Origin of the sequence: Streptomyces sp. NPDC006923, assembly GCF_040635655.1 — a bacterium.
Classification (GTDB): domain Bacteria; phylum Actinomycetota; class Actinomycetes; order Streptomycetales; family Streptomycetaceae; genus Streptomyces.
Map to the genome: position 1 here is coordinate 499,714 of NZ_JBEYIF010000006.1, position 17,371 is coordinate 517,084.

13 protein-coding genes and 1 pseudogene are annotated in these 17,371 nt (G+C 72.1%); 10 read left to right on the forward strand and 4 right to left on the reverse strand.

Annotated elements, in window-relative coordinates; translation table 11 throughout:
• Positions 1–131 precede the first annotated feature (131 nt).
• The 3 genes from ABZ707_RS15590 (at position 132) to ABZ707_RS15600 (ending at position 3,110) form a co-directional block, all read left to right on the forward strand.
• Complete coding sequence (locus tag ABZ707_RS15590; protein WP_360173756.1) at positions 132–836, forward strand: trimeric intracellular cation channel family protein; 705 nt, start codon at positions 132–134, stop codon at positions 834–836.
• A gap of 39 nt (positions 837–875) precedes the next feature.
• Positions 876–1,709, forward strand: coding sequence for a thioesterase family protein (locus tag ABZ707_RS15595; protein ID WP_360173759.1), 834 nt, complete (start codon positions 876–878; stop codon positions 1,707–1,709).
• A gap of 237 nt (positions 1,710–1,946) precedes the next feature.
• Positions 1,947–3,110: a cysteine desulfurase family protein gene (locus tag ABZ707_RS15600; protein WP_360173762.1), complete on the forward strand. Its 1,164-nt coding sequence runs from the start codon at positions 1,947–1,949 to the stop codon at positions 3,108–3,110.
• Positions 3,111–3,143: 33 nt separating this feature from the next.
• On the opposite strand, the gene ABZ707_RS15605 is transcribed toward ABZ707_RS15600, so the two are convergent.
• A complete protein-coding gene (locus ABZ707_RS15605) occupies positions 3,144–3,848 on the reverse strand; it encodes an N-acetylmuramoyl-L-alanine amidase (protein ID WP_360173765.1) in 705 nt (234 codons plus the stop codon).
• A 60-nt stretch (positions 3,849–3,908) separates the two neighbouring features.
• On the opposite strand from ABZ707_RS15605, the gene mnmA reads away from it, so the two are divergent.
• On the forward strand, positions 3,909–5,036 hold the full coding sequence (gene mnmA / locus ABZ707_RS15610) for a tRNA 2-thiouridine(34) synthase MnmA (protein ID WP_360173768.1): 1,128 nt from the start codon (positions 3,909–3,911) through the stop codon (positions 5,034–5,036).
• 153 nt (positions 5,037–5,189) lie between these two features.
• Positions 5,190–6,113 (forward strand): acetamidase/formamidase family protein, encoded by a 924-nt coding sequence (locus tag ABZ707_RS15615; protein ID WP_360173771.1) that lies wholly within the window; start codon positions 5,190–5,192, stop codon positions 6,111–6,113.
• Between the two features lie 33 nt (positions 6,114–6,146).
• Here the strand turns inward: ABZ707_RS15615 and ABZ707_RS15620 are convergent, their stop codons facing one another.
• A complete protein-coding gene (locus ABZ707_RS15620; protein ID WP_360173774.1) occupies positions 6,147–6,476 on the reverse strand; it encodes a DUF427 domain-containing protein in 330 nt (109 codons plus the stop codon).
• Between the two features lie 119 nt (positions 6,477–6,595).
• On the opposite strand from ABZ707_RS15620, the gene ABZ707_RS15625 reads away from it, so the two are divergent.
• The 5 genes and pseudogenes from ABZ707_RS15625 to ABZ707_RS15645 form a co-directional block, all read left to right on the forward strand.
• Positions 6,596–7,156 carry a TIGR00730 family Rossman fold protein gene (locus ABZ707_RS15625; RefSeq protein WP_360173777.1) on the forward strand — a complete coding sequence of 187 codons (561 nt, stop codon included), beginning with the start codon at positions 6,596–6,598 and terminating at the stop codon, positions 7,154–7,156.
• Positions 7,157–7,171: 15 nt separating this feature from the next.
• A complete protein-coding gene (locus ABZ707_RS15630; RefSeq protein WP_360173780.1) occupies positions 7,172–7,861 on the forward strand; it encodes an SDR family oxidoreductase in 690 nt (229 codons plus the stop codon).
• Positions 7,858–8,865, forward strand: a complete 1,008-nt coding sequence (locus tag ABZ707_RS15635; protein WP_360173783.1) for a methionine synthase — start codon at positions 7,858–7,860, stop codon at positions 8,863–8,865. The genes ABZ707_RS15630 and ABZ707_RS15635 overlap by 4 nt, the downstream gene beginning before the upstream one ends.
• Positions 8,866–8,907: 42 nt before the next feature.
• The gene (ligA, locus tag ABZ707_RS15640; protein ID WP_360173914.1) at positions 8,908–11,091 is read left to right on the forward strand and encodes an NAD-dependent DNA ligase LigA; all 2,184 of its coding nucleotides are present in this window, start codon (positions 8,908–8,910) and stop codon (positions 11,089–11,091) included.
• A 389-nt stretch (positions 11,092–11,480) separates the two neighbouring features.
• Positions 11,481–13,442 (forward strand): annotated as a pseudogene (locus ABZ707_RS15645) (bifunctional diguanylate cyclase/phosphodiesterase); the annotation flags it as partial.
• A gap of 251 nt (positions 13,443–13,693) precedes the next feature.
• On the opposite strand, the gene ABZ707_RS15650 reads toward ABZ707_RS15645, so the two are convergent.
• Together ABZ707_RS15650 and ABZ707_RS15655 are read right to left on the reverse strand one after the other, a co-directional pair.
• Complete coding sequence (locus ABZ707_RS15650) at positions 13,694–15,697, reverse strand: phosphocholine-specific phospholipase C (protein WP_360173786.1); 2,004 nt, start codon at positions 15,695–15,697, stop codon at positions 13,694–13,696.
• A gap of 19 nt (positions 15,698–15,716) precedes the next feature.
• Complete coding sequence (locus ABZ707_RS15655; protein ID WP_360173789.1) at positions 15,717–17,150, reverse strand: hypothetical protein; 1,434 nt, start codon at positions 17,148–17,150, stop codon at positions 15,717–15,719.
• Positions 17,151–17,371: the final 221 nt, after the last annotated feature.

Sequence of the window (17,371 nt, forward strand, 5' to 3'; positions counted from 1 at the left end):
TCCCCGCCGCGCGCCCCGGGGGCGCCCCGGCCCCCGTCTACCCCCCACTCTCAGGCGCGGGCGTGGGGGGGGGCCGTTTTTTCTACCATGGATCACTCCGGGCCCACCCGCTCCCGGGCACAATGGACCGAGTGCTCCATGAACTTTTCACCCCCTCTGTCCAGCACGCCCTCGACCTCGCCGGGATCTTCGTCTTCGCGATCTCCGGCGCCCTGCTCGCCGTACGCAAGAACTTCGACGTCTTCGGTATGGCGGTCCTCGCCGAGGTCACCGCGCTGGGCGGAGGACTGCTCCGTGACCTGATCATCGGGGCCGTCCCGCCGGCCGCCTTCACCGATCTCGGCTCCTTCTCGATGCCGCTGGTGGCCACCGCGCTGGTCTTCTTCCTGCATCCCCAGGTCGAGCGGATCCAGGGCGCGGTCCATGTCTTCGACGCCGCCGGACTCGGCCTCTTCTCCGTCACGGGCACCACCAAGGCGTACGAATACGGCCTCGGCCTCACCGCCTCCGCGGTGCTCGGCCTGGCCACCGCGGTGGGCGGCGGTGTGCTCCGTGATGTGCTCGCCAACGAGGTGCCCTCGCTGCTGCGCTGGGACCGCGATCTGTACGCCGTCCCGGCCATGGTGGGCGCCGCGACCGTGGCGTTCTGCATCCGCTTCGACGTGCTGAACGGCCTCACCGGCTCCCTCGCCGTGCTGACCGCCTTCGCGCTGCGGCTGTTCGCGATGCGCTTCCACTGGCGTGCGCCCCGGGCCTGGAACCGCCGCTCGGCGGCGGCCGAGTCCGAGGAGGCACCGCGGCCGGAGCCGAGGCCCAGGGCGAAGCTCCCCGGTTAAGCTACCGCTCAGTACGGGCCCTGTTGTACGTTGCGTGCCATGGCACAGGCAACCATCGGGGACAGCGAGTTCGACCGGGCCACCGCTGTCACCCTTCGTGAACCCGGCGTCCACGACGCCCAGCTCTCCCCGGGCTGGACGATCATGGGCGTGCTGAACGGCGGCTATCTGCTGGCGGTGATCGGCCGCGCGCTCGGCGAGGCCCTGCCGCAGCCCCATCCGTTCGCGATCTCGGCGCAGTACCTCAGCCCGTCGATGCCCGGCCCGGCGGAGGTGCGCACCGAGACGATACGCACCGGCCGCAGGCTCTCCACGGGCCAGGCCTCCCTCTTCCAGACCGCGGAGGACGGCAGCCGGGTCGAGCGGATCCGGGTCCTCGCCTCCTACGTCGATCTGGGCAGGCTGTCAGACGACGTACGGACGACCGCGAAGCCGCCGGTGATCCCGCCGCCGGAACACTGCCTGAGCGTCACCGACAGCCCTCGGCCGCCCGGCGCCTCCGCGCTGCTCGAACGGCTCGGGGCGAGGCTCGACCCGGCCACGACCGGCTGGACCGTCGGCGCCCCCTCCGGCCGCGGCGAGATGCGCGGCTGGTTCACCCTCGCGGACGGCCGGGACGCCGACCCGTACTCCCTGCTGCTGACGGTGGACGCGCTGCCGCCGACCTCCTTCGAGATCGGCCTCCAGGGCTGGACGCCGACCATTGAGCTGACCGCCCATGTCCGCTGTCTCCCGGCGCCGGGACCGCTGCGGGTGAGCCTTGTCACCCGTAACCTCGCGGGCGGCTTCCTGGAGGAGGACGCGGAGGTCTGGGACAGCGCGGACCGCCTGGTCGCCCAGTCCCGCCAACTGGCCCGCGCGCCACGCGGCTGACGGGACGGCACCGGGGGCGGCGCCCTTCCGGGCGCACCGGGCCCCCGGGGACCGGCCGGACAGGGCCGGGCCGACGCGCCCGGTCCCTACGCTCCTGTGACGGCCGGGCGCGGTGCCGTCCCTGGCGGCCACCGCCCGGCTGCCCGGGCCCTCGGGACGGCGGCGCCTCCCGGGGCGCGGGACGCGACGGGCCGGATGCGTGAACAGCCGTCCGTGGCTCGTAGAATCGAAGCCACCATGGCTTACCTCGACCACGCCGCGACCACTCCGATGCTGCCGGAGGCGATCGAGGCGATGACCGCCCAGTTCGGCTTCGCCGGCAACGCCTCCTCGCTCCATGCCGCCGGGCGGCGGGCCCGCCGTACCGTCGAGGAGGCCCGCGAGACCCTCGCGGAAGCCCTCGGCGCACGGCCCAGCGAGGTGGTCTTCACCTCCGGCGGCACCGAGGCCGACAACCTCGCCGTCAAGGGCCTGTACTGGGCCCGGCGCGACGCCGACCCGGCCAGGACCAGGGTGCTGGTCAGCCCCGTGGAACACCACGCCGTCCTCGACGCCGTGGACTGGCTCGGTGAGCACGAGGGCGCGACCGTCGAATACCTGCCGGTCGACGGGTACGGCCGGGTCCTGCCCGAGGCGCTGCGCGAGGCCGTCGAGCGGGCGCCCGAGGATGTCGCGCTCATCACCGTCATGTGGGCCAACAACGAGATCGGCACCATCCAGCCCGTCCGGGAACTGGCCGCCGTGGCGGCGGAGTTCGGTGTCCCGATGCACTCCGACGCCGTCCAGGCGTTCGGCCAGACCGAACTGGACTTCGCCGCCTCGGGACTGGCCGCGATGACCGTGTCCGGCCACAAGATCGGCGGGCCCTACGGCATCGGCGCACTGCTGCTGGGCCGCGACTGGACCCCCGTACCCGTGCTGCACGGAGGCGGCCAGGAACGCCATGTGCGCTCCGGCACACTCGATGCTCCCGCCGTCGCCGCCTTCGCCGTCGCGGGCCGGCTGGCCGCCGAGCGCCGCGAGGACTTCAGCCGGGAGATCGGCGCGCTGCGGGACGACCTGATCACGGCCGTACGGGAGGCGGTCCCCGACGCCGTCCTCGGCGGCGACCCCGACAACCGCCTCCCCGCCAACGCGCACTTCAGCTTCCCCGGCTGCGAGGGCGACTCCCTGCTGCTGCTCCTCGACGCCCAGGGCATCGAATGCTCGACGGGATCGGCCTGCACGGCGGGTGTGGCCCAGCCCAGCCATGTCCTGCTGGCCGTCGGCAGCGACCCCGACCTGGCCAGGGGCACGCTGCGCTTCTCCCTCGGCCACAACTCGACCCGGGCGGACATCGAGGCCGTCGCCAAGGCCATCGGCCCGGCGGTGGAGCGGGCCAGGAGCGCGGGCCTGACCTGAGGCGCCGCCGGGCCGGTCACACCGTCTTCGCCGTCACACCGTCTTCGCGGCCGGGGCGGGCACCTCCCGTACGAGCTTCAGGTAGCGGTCCCAGTCCCAGTGCGGTCCGGGGTCCGTGTGGTCGGTGCCCGGGACCTCGATGTGGCCGATGATGTGCTCCCGGTCCAGGGGTATCCCGTACCGCGCGCAGATACCGGCGGTGAGCTGCGCGGAGGAGCGGTACATCGCGTCCGTGAAGGACTCCGGCCTGTCCACCCATCCCTCGTGCTCTATGCCGACGGACCGTTCGTTGTAGGAGCGGTTCCCCGCGTGGTACGCCACGTCCAGCTCGCGGATCATCTGTGCCACATGGCCGTCCTTGCGCACCACGTAGTGCGTGGCGGCGCCGTGGGACGGATCACGGAAGACCTTCAGCGCCACCGGATAGCTGCCCTGCACGACATGGATCACCACCCGGTCCACGGTGTAGTCGGCCGGCCGGTCCGCCCGCCGCCAGTTCGCCGGAGAGGCGGCGACCCACTCGGCGCGGTCGTAGTCCAGCTCGCCGTCCGTGCGCGGCTTGTCGATGCCCGGTGTCTGCCACCAGAGCCTGCTCAGCTCCTCACGCGCCAGGACACCCCCGCCGACCACGGCGGCCGCGCCACCGATCAGCACCGCCCGCCGTCCCACACCGGGGCCGCTCGTGGCCGCCCCCCGGCGCCCGCTGCCGGCCGCCGCGCCCCGTCTCTTCTCGCTCATACGTCGGACAACGCATACGCGCGCGACTGTGGTTCCCCCGCCCCGTACCCTGGTGGAGCTATGACTCAGAATTCCCAGCGCCCTCTCCGCGTGCTCGCCGCCATGTCGGGCGGTGTGGACTCCGCCGTCGCCGCCGCCCGCGCCGCCGAAGCGGGACACGATGTCACCGGCGTGCACCTGGCGCTCTCCGCGAATCCGCAGTCCTTCCGCACCGGTGCGCGCGGCTGCTGCACCATCGAGGACTCCCGCGACGCCCGCCGCGCCGCCGATGTGATCGGCATCCCCTTCTATGTGTGGGACCTCGCCGAACGCTTCCGTGAGGACGTGGTCGAGGACTTCGTCGCGGAGTACGAGGCGGGCCGCACCCCCAATCCCTGTCTGCGCTGCAATGAGAAGATCAAATTCGCCGCGCTGCTCGACAAGGCGATCGCCCTCGGCTTCGACGCCGTGTGCACCGGCCATTACGCGACGGTCGTCACCGGCGCGGACGGCGCCCGGGAGCTGCACCGCGCCAGCGACATGGCCAAGGACCAGTCGTATGTCCTCGGTGTCCTCGACGAGCGGCAGCTCGCCCACGCGATGTTCCCGCTCGGCGACACCCTCACCACCAAGGACGAGATCCGCGCGGAGGCCGAACGCCGGGGCCTGGCCGTGGCGAAGAAGCCCGACAGCCATGACATCTGCTTCATCGCGGACGGCGACACCCAGGGCTTCCTGGCCGCCCGGCTCGGCCGGGCCGAGGGCGACATCGTCGACGAGACCGGTACGAAGGTCGGCAGCCACGACGGCGCGTTCGGGTTCACCATCGGCCAGCGCAAGGGCCTGCGCATCGGCCACCCGGCGCCGGACGGGAAGCCGCGCTACGTCCTGGACATCTCGCCGGTCGACAACACCGTCACGGTGGGCCCGGCCGCCGCGCTGGACGTCACCGCGCTGACCGCGATCAAGCCCCGCTGGTGCGGCACCGCGCCCTCGGGTCCCGGCGGCTACACGGCCCAGTTGCGCGCCCACGGCGGCGAGACGGCCGTCACCGCAGAGCTGGTCGACGGGGTGCTGAGCGTCACCTTCGACGAGCCGGTACGCGGTGTGGCGCCGGGCCAGGCGATCGTGCTGTACGACGGCACGCGCGTGGTCGGTTCGGCGACGATCGCGACGACGGAGCGCCGTACACAGGCCCTGGCCGGCTGACTCGGTGACCGGGCCCGGCGGGGCGGCCAGGACCGGCCCCCCGTCCCGCCTGGCTGCCCTTGCCGGCCAGGTGTTTTCCGGAATCCGGGCCATTGGATACTTCTGTGAGCCCGCCGGGCCGTCCGGCGCGCGCGAGGGAAGGAACGGCCCGCCTTGGCTGAGCACCGACTCGACTCCGTCCGCGACACGGTGACCCGTGTCTTCTCGCGTGAGCTGCCCGCCGTGCTCACCGTCGACCCCGGGGACACCGTCGTCGTCCACTCCCTGGACTCGTCCGGGCACCTGGAGCGCAAGCGCACCCCCGGTGAGGCCACGCCGAGGATGTTCGAGGGCCTGCGCGGCCACTGTCTCGCGGGGCCGATAGCCGTCCGGGGCGCCGCACCGGGGATGGCGCTCGCGGTGCGTCTGGAGTCCCTGCGCCCAGACGACTGGGGCTTCACCGCCGCCGCCTCCGCGGACACCCCGCTCAACCGGCGCCTCGGGCTCGCCGGCGCCGATCCCGCCTGGCTGCTGTGGGAGCTCGACGCCGACGCGGGCACCGGGACCAACCAGCACGGGCACACCGTCTCCCTGGCGCCCTTCCTCGGGGTCATCGGGATGCCGCCCGCCGAACCCGGCGAGCACTCCACGACCCCGCCCCGCGCGTTCGGCGGCGGCAATATCGACTGCCGCGAACTGGTCGCGGGCTCCACCCTCTTCCTCCCGGTCACCGTCCCGGACGCGCTGCTGTGCGTCGGGGACGGCCATGCCGCACAGGGCGACGGCGAGGTCTCGGGGACCGCCATCGAATGCGGCATGACCACCCGGCTGACGCTGGACCTGGAGACGGCGCCGCCGGTCCCCACGGCGCACGCGCTGACCCCGGCCGGCCGCCTCACCTTCGGCTTCGACCAGGACCTCAACGAGGCGTCGGCGGCGGCCCTGGACGCCATGCTCACCTGGATGATGTCGCTGTTCGGCCTGGACCGGGCCACCGCGCTGGCCCTGGCCAGCTCCACCGTCGACCTGCGGGTGACCCAGGTGGCCAATCAGGTGTGGGGCGTGCACGCCGTCCTGCCGAACGGGGCCGTGCGCTGAGCCGCCGGGGGTTCCCCCGATTTCCGATTGTCCTCAGGCAGCGACGACCTCCGTGTCGTAGAAGCAGAAGTGCCCCTTGATCTGAGCGACTTCCGACTTGGGCTCGGGGTAGCCCCAGACCAGATCGGCCGCGTCCGGCAGCGACCAGTACGACGCGTCGCCCTTGAAGGGACAGTGCGTGCTGGTCGCCGAGGGGGTCAGCAGCTCGGTGCGTACGTCCTCCGGCGGGAGGTAGTACCGCACGGGGCAGCCGGTCTCGCGCAGCACCAGCGGGCTGTGGCTCTCGGCGAGCACCTGCCCGTCGCGTACGACGCGGACATGCTCGGTGCCCTGCTCGACGGTGATGGTGTGTCCCGTGGTCATGTGATCCGTCCCTTCGGTGGTTCCCTGGCTCATGCGTTCCCGGTACGTGCCTTCTGGTTCAGCAACGACCGGGGGCGGAGTCTTCCCGGCGCGGGGGCACCGGCGCCTAGGGTTGCCTCATGAATATCTGTGTCTTCCTCTCGGCCGCCGATCTCGACGAGCGCTACACCACCCCCGCGCGTGAATTCGCCGAGCTGATCGGCAAGGGCGGCCACACCCTCGTGTGGGGCGGTTCCGACAGCGGACTGATGAAGGTCGTGGCCGACGGGGTGCAGGGGGCGGGCGGCCGGGTCGTCGGCGTCTCGGTCGACTTCCTCCACGCCGTGGCCCGGCCCGGCGCCGACGAGATGGTGATCGCCAAGGACCTCGCGGAGCGCAAGGCACTGCTGCTCACCAAGTCCGACGCGATCGTGATCATGGTCGGCGGTACGGGCACCCTCGACGAGGCCACGGAGATCCTGGAGCTGAAGAAGCACGCCCTGCACACCAAGCCGGTGGTGCTGCTCAACACGGCCGGCTTCTACGACGGGCTGAAGCAGCAGTTCCGGCGGATGGACGAAGAGGGCTTTCTGCCCGTTCCCCTCAGCGACCTGGTGTTCTTCGCCGAGGACGGCGCGTCCGCGCTCGCTCATCTGGAAGCGGCGACATCGACGGCTGCCGCCGAGGGCGCGGGCGCCTGATGCGACCATGACCGCATGGCCACACATCTGATCACCGGCGCCGGCTCGGGCATCGGCGCCGCTGTCGCGCGCCGGCTGCACGAGCGCGGCGACGACCTCCTGCTGCTCGCCCGCGACGCGGGCCGCGCCAAGGAGCTCGCCTCCCTCTTCCCCGGCGCCCGCACCCTCGTGGGCGACCTCGCCAATCCGGACCGGCTCTCCTGGGCACTCGCCCAGCAGAGCGTCCCGGACCGGCTCGACTCGCTGCTGCACATCGCGGGAGTCATCGACCTGGGCCCGATCGGCGAGCTGACCCCCAAGACCTGGCACAGCCAGCTCAATGTCAATCTGGTCGCTCCCGCCGAACTCACCCGGCTACTGCTGCCACAGCTCCGGATCTCGCACGGCCAGGTGATCTTCGTCAACTCGGGCGCCGGGCTCAGCGCCAACGCCCAGTGGGGCGCCTACGCGGCGTCCAAGCACGGTCTGAAGGCCCTCGCCGACGCGCTGCGCCAGGAGGAGAAGCCCCACGGGGTGCGGGTGACCTCCGTCTATCCCGGCCGTACCGCCGGCCCCATGCAGGCCAAGGTCCACCAGCAGGAGGGCAAGGAGTACGACGCCGCCCGATGGATCGACCCCGAGTCGGTGGCGACGGCGCTGCTCGCGGCCCTCGACCTGCCGCGCGACGCCCAGATCGACGACGTGACCGTACGGCCGGGCCGATGACCGAGACCGTGCCCGACGTGACCTGGGGACCGGCCACCGGCATCGGCTCGATGCCCGGAGGCGACGCCAGGGAGACCGCCAAGGCCGTCACCGGCTCCTTCGAGGACTTCCCCCATCTGCCGGAACTGCCCGCCCGCGGGCCCGGCGCCGACATGATCGGCCGGACCGCCGGGCTGCTCGTCGAGGTCTACGCGCGCGTCGAGCCCAGCGGCTGGCGGATCGGTGACCGCCCCGGCCGCGACACCAGGCGGGCCTGGTCCTGGCTGGGCGAGGACCTCGACGCGCTGGAGGAGTTCACCCAGGGGTACGAGGGCCCGCTCAAGATCCAGGCCGTCGGCCCCTGGACGCTCGCCGCCGCGCTGGAGCTGCGGGGCGGCGAGGCGGCGCTCAGCGATCCCGGAGCCTGCCGGGATCTCACCGGTTCGCTGGTGGAGGGGCTGACCGGCCACCTCGCGGAGGTGCGGCGCAGGATCCCCGGGGCCGTACCGGTGCTCCAGCTCGACGAGCCGTCCCTCACCGCCGTCCTGCGCGGACACATCAGGACGGCCAGCGGCTACCGGACCCACCGCGCGGTCGACCGCCAGGTCGTCGAGGACGCGCTGCGGGAGGTCATGGCGGTGAACGAGGGGGCGGCGGTCGTCCACTCCTGCGCGCCGGACGTGCCGTTCGCGCTGCTGAGACGGGCGGGCGCGGCGGCCGTCTCCTTCGATGTCGGTCTGCTCACCGAGCGTGATGACGAGACGATCGGTGAGGCGGTGGAAGCCGGTACGAAGCTCTTCGCCGGGATCGTGCCGGGCACCGACAGCCGACTGTCAGACCCTGCCGGTAGCGTCATGGGTGTCAGGACGCTGTGGCGCAGGCTGGGGCTCAATCCGGGGACTCTCGCCGAGTCCGTGGTGCTCACCCCGTCGTGCGGTCTCGCGGGTGCCTCGCCCGCGTACGCCCGTGCCGCGCTCGCGCACTGCGCCAGGGCCGCGAGATCCCTCGCGGACAACCCTGAGTGACGATCCCCGGTGACGGGTCATGGCGAACGGGAGGACGAGACGGTGGCCGGCGAACAGCAGATGACGGTGCCAGCGGACGCGCGGGAGAGGCATGCCCAGCTCTCCGAGCAGATCGAGGAGCACCGCTTCCGGTACTACGTGAGGGACCAGCCCGTCGTCAGTGACGCCGAGTTCGACCGGCTGCTCAGATCTCTGGAGGAGCTGGAGGAGCGGTATCCCGAGCTGCGTACGCCCGACTCACCGACCCAGAAGGTCGCGGGGGCGTACGCGACGGAGTTCACCGCCGTCGAGCACCGCGAGCGGATGCTCTCCCTGGACAACGCCTTCGACGACGAGGAGCTGTCGGCCTGGGCCGACCGCGTCGCCAAGGACGTGGGCACGTCCGACTACCACTTCCTGTGCGAGCTGAAGGTCGACGGCCTCGCGGTCAACCTCACCTACGAGCACGGCAGACTCACCCGCGCCGCGACCCGCGGCGACGGCCGTACGGGCGAGGACATCACGCCCAACGTCCGGACGATCGCCGAGATCCCGCACCGGCTGGAGGGCGAGCGCGTCCCCCGTCTCGTCGAGATCCGCGGCGAGGTCTACTTCCCGATGGAGGCGTTCCAGGAGCTGAACGCACGCCTGGTGGAGGCGGGTGACAAGCCCTTCGCCAACCCGCGCAACGCGGCGGCGGGTTCACTGCGCCAGAAGGACCCCAGGATCACCGCGACCCGCCCGCTGCACATGGTGGTGCACGGCATCGGGGCGCGCGACGGCTTCGACATCGACCGCCTCTCGGCCGCCTACGACCTGCTGCGGGAATGGGGCCTGCCCACCGCCCGGCACAACAAGGTCGTCGGCTCCGTCGGGGAGGTCAGGGAGTTCATCGCCTCCTTCGGCGAGAACCGCCACTCGGTGGAACACGAGATCGACGGGGTCGTCGTCAAGCTCGACGAGATCCCCCTCCAGGGCCGGCTGGGCTCGACCTCGCGCGCGCCCCGCTGGGCGATCGCCTGGAAGTACCCGCCCGAGGAGGTCAACACCAAGCTGGTGAACATCCGGGTCGGCGTCGGCCGCACCGGCCGGGTCACGCCGTACGCGCAGGTGGACCCGGTCAAGGTGGCGGGCTCCGAGGTCGAGTTCGCCACCCTGCACAACCAGGAGGTGGTGAAAGCCAAGGGCGTCCTCATCGGGGACACGGTCGTGCTGCGCAAGGCCGGCGATGTCATCCCGGAGATCCTCGGCCCGGTGGTCGACCTGCGGGACGGCAGCGAGCGGGAGTTCGTGATGCCGTCCGCGTGCCCCGAGTGCGGCACGGCGCTGCGCCCCATGAAGGAGGGCGACATCGACCTCCGCTGCCCGAACGCCCGCTCCTGCCCCGCGCAGTTGCGCGAGCGCCTCTACTACCTCGCGGGCCGCAAGTGCCTGGACATCGAGAACTTCGGCTATGTGGCCGCCGCGGCCCTGACCAAGCCTCTGGAACCGGCCGTACCGCCCCTGCTGGACGAGGGCGATCTCTTCGACCTCACCGTCGAGCAGCTCCTGCCCATCAAGGCGTATGTCCTCGACCAGGACAGCGGACTGCCCAAGCGGGATCCGAAGACCGGCGAGGAGAAGATCGCGACGGTCTTCGCCAACCAGGAGGGCGAGCCGAAGAAGAACGCGCTGGCGATGCTGGAGCACATCGCGGCGGCCAAGGAGCGTCCGCTGGCGCGGATCATCGCCGGACTCTCCATCCGCCATGTCGGCCCGGTCGCGGCCGAGGCACTGGCCAGGGAGTTCCGCTCGATCGACCGGATCGAGCAGGCCACGGAGGAGGAGTTGGCGGCGGTCGAGGGCGTGGGACCGGTCATCGCCGCCTCGCTCAAGCAGTGGTTCGAGGTCGACTGGCACCGCGAGATCCTGCGCAAGTGGCGTGCGGCCGGCGTGCGTACGGAGGACGAGGGCGGCGGCGAGGACGAGGGCCCCCGGCCGCTGGAGGGCCTCACGGTCGTGGTCACCGGCACCCTGGAGCGGTACACCAGGGACGGCGCGAAAGAGGCGCTCCAGAGCCGGGGCGCGAAGGTCACCGGCTCCGTCTCGAAGAAGACCGCCTTTGTCGTGGTCGGTGAGAATCCCGGCTCCAAGTACGACAAGGCCATGCAGGTGAAGGTGCCGGTGCTGGACGAGGAGGGCTTCGAGATCCTGCTCGAACAGGGCCCGGACGCGGCCAGGGAGGCCGCGGTCACCCCCGAGGAGTAGCGCGCCCTACCCTCCGAAGCCGGCCGTCAAGCTCACCCGTTCGGCGCATATCGGAAGGTTACGGATGGGCAGGTCGCAATCGGGCAACAGATGGAGAGCGCTGCCCGTCGAGGCGTTCCGCGGCCTACTGTTGGGATGTGCGCCTGTCGTGCACGGCTGAGGGGTGGGATTCCAGCCGTGGTGGCATGACAACGTGCCATCGCGTGGCATCGGCTCCGCCGGCTGTGAGAGGGACGGGAATGAAACCGACCGAGAGCGCCGCCCCGGTCACACCCCCGCGCGGATTCGCGGGGATCACGGGGATCGCCGCCAGGACGCCCGCTGTTGTGGTGGGACTCGCCGTGGCCCTGCTGGCGACCGGGCTGATCCATGCGGTCCGGGACGACCGCGCGCTCTTCCCGGGGGGCACGACCGGCTGGGCCATGGCCGTGCTCACCGGCATCATCGCCGGCCATCTCGTCGCGCTCGGCCGCGACCGCTGGTGGGGCGGTACGGGCTCGGGCGCGGCCCTCACGCTGTCCGTCCTGCTGCTGTACGGCTGGGTGCCGGCGGGACTGGTGAGCCTGGCCGTCGTGGTGCTGGTCGGCTCGGCCCGGCGGCACCGCTGGCGGCAGGGCGTGCTGAACGGCGCCGCCGACATGCTGGGCATAGGCGCCGCCGCGCTCGTCCTCGCGCTGTTCGGCGATGTGCCGACCGTCGAGCGGCCCTGGCAGCCACTCGATTGGGGGATCGGCAGCGTCCCGGAAATCGTGCTGGCGGCCGGGGCGCAACTCGGCGTCACCCGGCTGCTGCTGTGGTACGCGCTGACTCCGGGAGCGGGCGGGCTGCCGACCGTCGCCCGTACGGCCCTGTTCCGGCAGGGCCTCGTCGCGGTCGCCCTGCTCGGCATCGCACCGCTGATCTGCGTGATCGCGGTGTCCCAGCCGGTGCTGCTGCCGCTCTTCGCCATCCCGCTGATAGCCCTGGACTCCACGCTCTGGATCGCCAGGGCGCGCGCCGAGGAGCAGCTCCGCGACCCGCTGACCGGACTGCCCAACCGGCAGTGGCTGCTGGAGCGCACCTGGTCGGCGCTGGAGGAGGCGGAGAGCGTGGGCGCCCGCTCCGCCCTGGTCCTTATCGATCTCGACCGTTTCCGCTCGGTCAATGACACGCTCGGCCATCTCGCCGGTGACCGGCTGCTGCTCCAGATCGCCGACCGGCTCCGGCTGGCGCTGCCGCGCGGCGCGGAGGTCGCCAGGCTCGGCGGCGACGAGTTCGCGGTGCTGCTGCCGACCTGCGACTCCGCGACCAGCGCCCAGCGCGTCGCCCGCCATCTCGTGGCCGAACTCTCCTCCCCGCTGGACCTGGACGGGCTCACGCTCGTCCTGGAGGCCAGTGCCGGTGTCGCCGTACATCCCGAGCACGCGCAGGACGCGGAGGGGCTGCTGCGGCGCGCCGATGTCGCGATGTACCAGGCGAAGCGGGACCGTACGGGCGTCGAGGTCTACGAGTCCAAGCGGGACTCCAACACCCCCGACCGGCTCGGCCTGCTCGGTGATCTGCGGCGCGCGCTGGACGCCGGCGAGGTGGAGCTGCACTACCAGCCGAAGGTCCGCTTCGACGGACAGGTCGCCGGGCTGGAGGCGCTGGTGCGCTGGGTGCACCCGGAACGCGGCCGGGTCCCTCCCGACGAGTTCATCGCCATCGCCGAGTCCTCCGGTCTGATGCCGCATCTGACCGAGTACGTGCTGGAGACGGCGCTGGCCCAGGTCGCCCGCTGGCGGGCGCAGGGGCTGATGGTCCCGGTGGCCGTCAATGTGTCGCCGCGCGACGTCCATACGCCCGGTTTCGCGGGCGCGGTCGCGGCGCGGCTGGCCCGCCACGGCGTCCCCGCCGGATCCCTTCAGCTCGAAATCACCGAGCATGTCCTGCTGGAGGACCCGCAGCGGGCCGCCGACACCCTCGCGGGCCTCACCGCGCACGGTGTGAAGATGTCGCTCGACGACTTCGGCACCGGCTACTCCTCGCTGGTGCATCTGCGCCGGCTGCCGGTGAGCGAGCTGAAGATCGACCGTTCCTTCGTGGCCCGGCTCGCCGTGGACGCCGAGGACGCGGAGATCGTCCGCTGCACCGTCGATCTGGCGCACTCACTGGGGCTGCTGGTCGTCGCGGAGGGCGTGGAGGACGACGAGACCTGGGAGCGGCTGCGCGCACTGCGCTGCGACGCGGTCCAGGGCTGGCTGGTCGCCGCCGCGATGCCGCCCCGCGAGGCGACGGCCTGGCTGCTGGCGAGGGGTACGCGGGGCTGGCAGCGGCCGGCGGAGCTGGAGGCGGCCCGGCGGCGCGCGCAGTCGGGACAGGCGGTCACATAGGGCCCGGGCCGTCAGATGGCGCCGGGCCGCCGGGCGGTGCCGGGCCGTCGGATGGCGCGGACCCCTGAAGGCCCCGCCGGACGGGCGGGGCCTTCAGTGACCATCGGCCGGGCACGCGATCGGCCTGGCGCGCGTGACGGCGGTCCAGTTGGCTGAGCTGACCGCGGCTCAGGTGACCGGTCCCCAGAAGACCGGGTGACCGGCCCTCAGAAGACCTGTCACAGGGCCCCGTTCGCTCGGGCCCCCGCCGGTCAGCGGGTGGGGAGGGTGTGCACGGTGCCCGCGTACCGCCGGCTGAAGCGGGTGCCGGTGGCCGCGGTGACCGTCAGGTCGTAGCCGCCGTCGTCGCTCACCGGCCAGGACAGCGAGGACCGGGAGTCCGGGCCGACCCATACCGTCCTGGCGGGCTTGGAGCCCCCGGCCGGGGTCACCGTGAAGGAGGCCGCCGTGTCACCGTCGTTGGCGAACGTCAGCGACACCGTCGCGCCCTCCCGCTTCCTGCCGCGCAGCGCCGCGCTCGCGGACGGTGCCGGGGCGCCCGCCTCGTGTCCCTTGCGGATGACCGTGCCGGAGAAACGGCGGACGAAGCCGTCGGCGCCGTGCACCGTGAAGTCATAGACGCCGTCGGTCTCCGAGGTGTCCCAGACATAGGTCTTCCTGGCGCCGGGAGCGACGGTGAACGGCGTGCCCGTGAACGGCTTCAGGGTGTTCGGCAGCACGGTGAAGTGGAAGGTCTCGGTGCCCTCGTTGGTGAGCACACAGGTCACCAGGCCCTTCACCCGGTCCACCTCGACATCCGCCCAGGGCCGGTACGGCAGCGCCCGGTGCGGACGGGTGCCCGGTTCCTGGGTGGCCATCGACTGGCCGCCGTTCGGGGGCAGCTTCACCGCCGGGAGCGAGTTCGCCGCGTCCGCCTTCGCCATCAGCGCGGCCGTGTCGGGCAGCTCCGGAATGCTGTAGTCCGGCCTCGCGAAGTCGAAGCAGGTGGTGAGATCGCCGCAGACGGCCCGCCGCCACGCGGAGATGTTCGGCTCCCGTACCCCCGTCACCTTCTCCAGGAAGCGCAGCACCGAGGTGTGGTCGAAGACCTGGGAGTTGACGTAACCGCCGCGCGACCAGGGGGATATGGCCCACAGCGGCACCCGGTTGCCCAGCCCGATGGCCCGGCCGTCCGCGAACTCGTCCGCTGTGCCCGGCTCCGGGGTCGGCGGCAGCACATGGTCGAAGTAGCCGTCGTTCTCGTCGTACATGAGGAGGAAGACGGTGTGCTCCCAGACGTCCGGGTTGGCGAACAGCGACTGGAGCGCGGTGTTGACCCAGTGCGCCCCGTAGTTGGGCCCGGCCGCCGGGTGCTCGCAGAAGAGGTACGGCGCGACCAGCCAGGACACGGTCGGCAGCGTGCCGTCCTTGCAGTCCTGGTCGAAGGCCGTCAGATCGAACTTCGTCATCGCGTTGACGTACCGCGGGTCGTCCTTCGGGAAGTCGTGGAACTGCCTGAAGTACGAGAGCGCGTTGTCGTCGTAGTCGCCGTACCGGTCGTCGAGCGACGGGTTGTGGTAGACGCGCCAGCTCACCCCGGCCGTCTCCAGCCGCTCGGCGTAGGTCGTCCAGTCGGCGACCGGGTTCTCGGTGACGACCGAGTTGTCGGTGAACGGTCCTGTGGTGCCGTCGAGACCGGGGCCGCAGGTGCCGGACCAGAGGAAGAGCCGGTTGGGGTCGGTGGGACCGGCCTGCGAACAGAAGTAGCCGTCACAGAGCGTGAAGGCGTCGGCGAGGGCGTACTGGTACGGGATGTCCTCGCGGGTGAAGTAGCCCATGGTGCGCTCGCCCTTGGCGGCGATCCACTTGTTCATGGCGCCGCCGTTGATGGCGGTGTGGCCGGTGCCCCAGTCGTGCGGGAGGCCGCCGGCGTTCTGGGCGTTGTACTTCGAGGTGTCCATGCGGAACGGCAGCATGAAGCCGTCCGCCCGCCCGGAGTCGGGCTGCCGGAAGACGGAGTCGCCGCCGGGCAGGGTCAGCGCCTGCTTGTCGTCGAAGCCGCGCACCCCGCTGAGGCTGCCGAAGTAGTGGTCGAAGCTGCGGTTCTCCTGCATGAGGACGACGACATGCTTGACGTCCTTGATGGTGCCCTTGGTCTTCTTGCCGCCGCCCGGGTGCGCCGGGGCGGCGACGGCGGGGTCCGGAAGGCCGACTGCGGCAGCGGCGGCGGTCGCCGCGGAGGCGCCCACGAAGGCACGCCGGCTGATCGGGGTCATGGGTGTGGATTCCTTCGGGTCAGGCGTGGCGGGACGGGAGGGAGAAGGTCACGACGGGGGCCGCGTGGTCCGAGGGCCAGCCGTTGCCCGCGGTGTCGGGCACGGCCTTGGGCCAGCCGGTGCACAGGGTGTACGCGGACTCGACCCGCAGCCGGCCGGCGAAGTGGAGCTGGTCGATCCGGTCCTGCGGTTCGCCGGGCCGGACCGGTGACCAGGTGGTGCCGGGGTCGTTCGCCGCGTGCGGGTGGGCCTCCCGGTAGGCGTCGGTCAGCCCGGCCTTGTCGAGCGCCACGGTGATGGGCCAGCGGACCGCGTTCCTGCCCCGGCCGTCGAGGTGTGACGGCGAGGCCAGCCCGGCGGCCAGGACCACCGGCGTCCGGGACGCGATGTCGGCGCGCATGGCGGCGAGCAGCGCGCTCGCCTGCCGGTAGCGGAGGGTCTTGGGTTCGGCGGCCTCGACCTGGGCCGGGGTGCGGCCGTCCCGCAGCGCGTAGGGCCCGTAGGCGGCCTCGTCGAGCTGGGCCGCCCACAGCCGTACGGTCTGGTTGTCCGGCAGCCGGAGGGTCGCCGCGACCGCCGGTACGCCCGGTACCGGCGTCGACGCGTGGTCCAGCGGGAAGCGGCTGACCAGGCCGACGCCGGCGGGGGAGTCGTAGGCGTGCCAGCCGAGGGCGTCGGCGAGTGTCTTCGCCGCGCTGCCGCCCGACTCCTGGACGGCCACCACGTCGAGTCCCCGGCCGAGGATCAGCCGCAGCCGCTTCTCGTGCCCGTCGTCGATGTGCGAGCCCGCGTCCCACAGGTTCAGCGAGGCGACCGTGAGCCGCGGCTGCGCTCCGGCCGTCCGCACCGGCACCTGCACGGTGACGGTGTCCGAGCCGCCCGCGCTGTCCTTGACGGCGACGGTGACACGGCCCGGATGCGCGGAGGGATGCCGGGGAGCCGTGCCGGTGACCGTCCCGTCCTGCCGCACGGACAGCCAGGAGTCACCGGCGAGCCTGCGGAAGGACGGCGTGCCGGCCGGATTGCCCTGCGGCCGGATCCAGAGCGGGGCGAGCGGTACGGAGACGGTGTCACCGGAGGCGTACGCGCCGGTGGTGAAGGAGTCCAGGACGGCGTGCGGGCGCGTGATCACGGGCCTGGCGGTCACGGTGAAGGCCGGGGTCTGGGCGAGGATGCCGTACCCGTCCTTGGCCAGCAGGTAGGCGGTGTAGACGCCTTCGGCGAGGCCGCCGGCGTCCAGCGTGAGGTCACCGGCGGCGGTGGTGACGTAGTCCCAGACCAGGGAGGCGCCGACGCCCGGCTGCCGGGTCCCGTCGTAGATCCCGATCCAGTTCTTGGCGTCGGGGGCGTCGGTGGTCCAGTGGAAGGTGAGCCGGTCACCTTCGTGCGGAGTGGTGGGTGAGGTGAGTGACACCGTGCTGCCGGAGGCAGCGGCCGATCTCTGCGGAGACACGGTAGCTCTGGTCCTCTCCGCCCGGGCGGAGCCCCGGGCCGGAAGTCGGCTGGAAGTTGGTTAGACAACTTCGCCAGTGAGCCACTCCTCCGGGCACATGATGTGAACGGCTGATGGACGGCTGCCGGAGAGAGCCAAAACACCGACATCGTCCGGTACGGACCTTTCTGCGCCGGGTGCGGCGGCAGAGGGTTTCGCGGGCACACCGGCCCGCCCCATAG

Bases quoted from the DNA above. Each gene is read 5' to 3' on its own strand.
- ABZ707_RS15595 (WP_360173759.1), top strand. From the start codon at position 876: ATGGCACAGGCAACCATCGGGGACAGCGAGTTCGACCGGGCCACCGCT.
- ABZ707_RS15600 (WP_360173762.1), top strand. From the start codon at position 1,947: ATGGCTTACCTCGACCACGCCGCGACCACTCCGATGCTGCCGGAGGCG.
- ABZ707_RS15605 (WP_360173765.1), bottom strand. From the start codon at position 3,848: ATGAGCGAGAAGAGACGGGGCGCGGCGGCCGGCAGCGGGCGCCGGGGG.
- mnmA (WP_360173768.1), top strand. From the start codon at position 3,909: ATGACTCAGAATTCCCAGCGCCCTCTCCGCGTGCTCGCCGCCATGTCG.
- ABZ707_RS15620 (WP_360173774.1), bottom strand. From the start codon at position 6,476: ATGACCACGGGACACACCATCACCGTCGAGCAGGGCACCGAGCATGTC.
- ABZ707_RS15625 (WP_360173777.1), top strand. From the start codon at position 6,596: ATGAATATCTGTGTCTTCCTCTCGGCCGCCGATCTCGACGAGCGCTAC.
- ABZ707_RS15630 (WP_360173780.1), top strand. From the start codon at position 7,172: ATGGCCACACATCTGATCACCGGCGCCGGCTCGGGCATCGGCGCCGCT.
- ABZ707_RS15635 (WP_360173783.1), top strand. From the start codon at position 7,858: ATGACCGAGACCGTGCCCGACGTGACCTGGGGACCGGCCACCGGCATC.
- ABZ707_RS15650 (WP_360173786.1), bottom strand. From the start codon at position 15,697: ATGACCCCGATCAGCCGGCGTGCCTTCGTGGGCGCCTCCGCGGCGACC.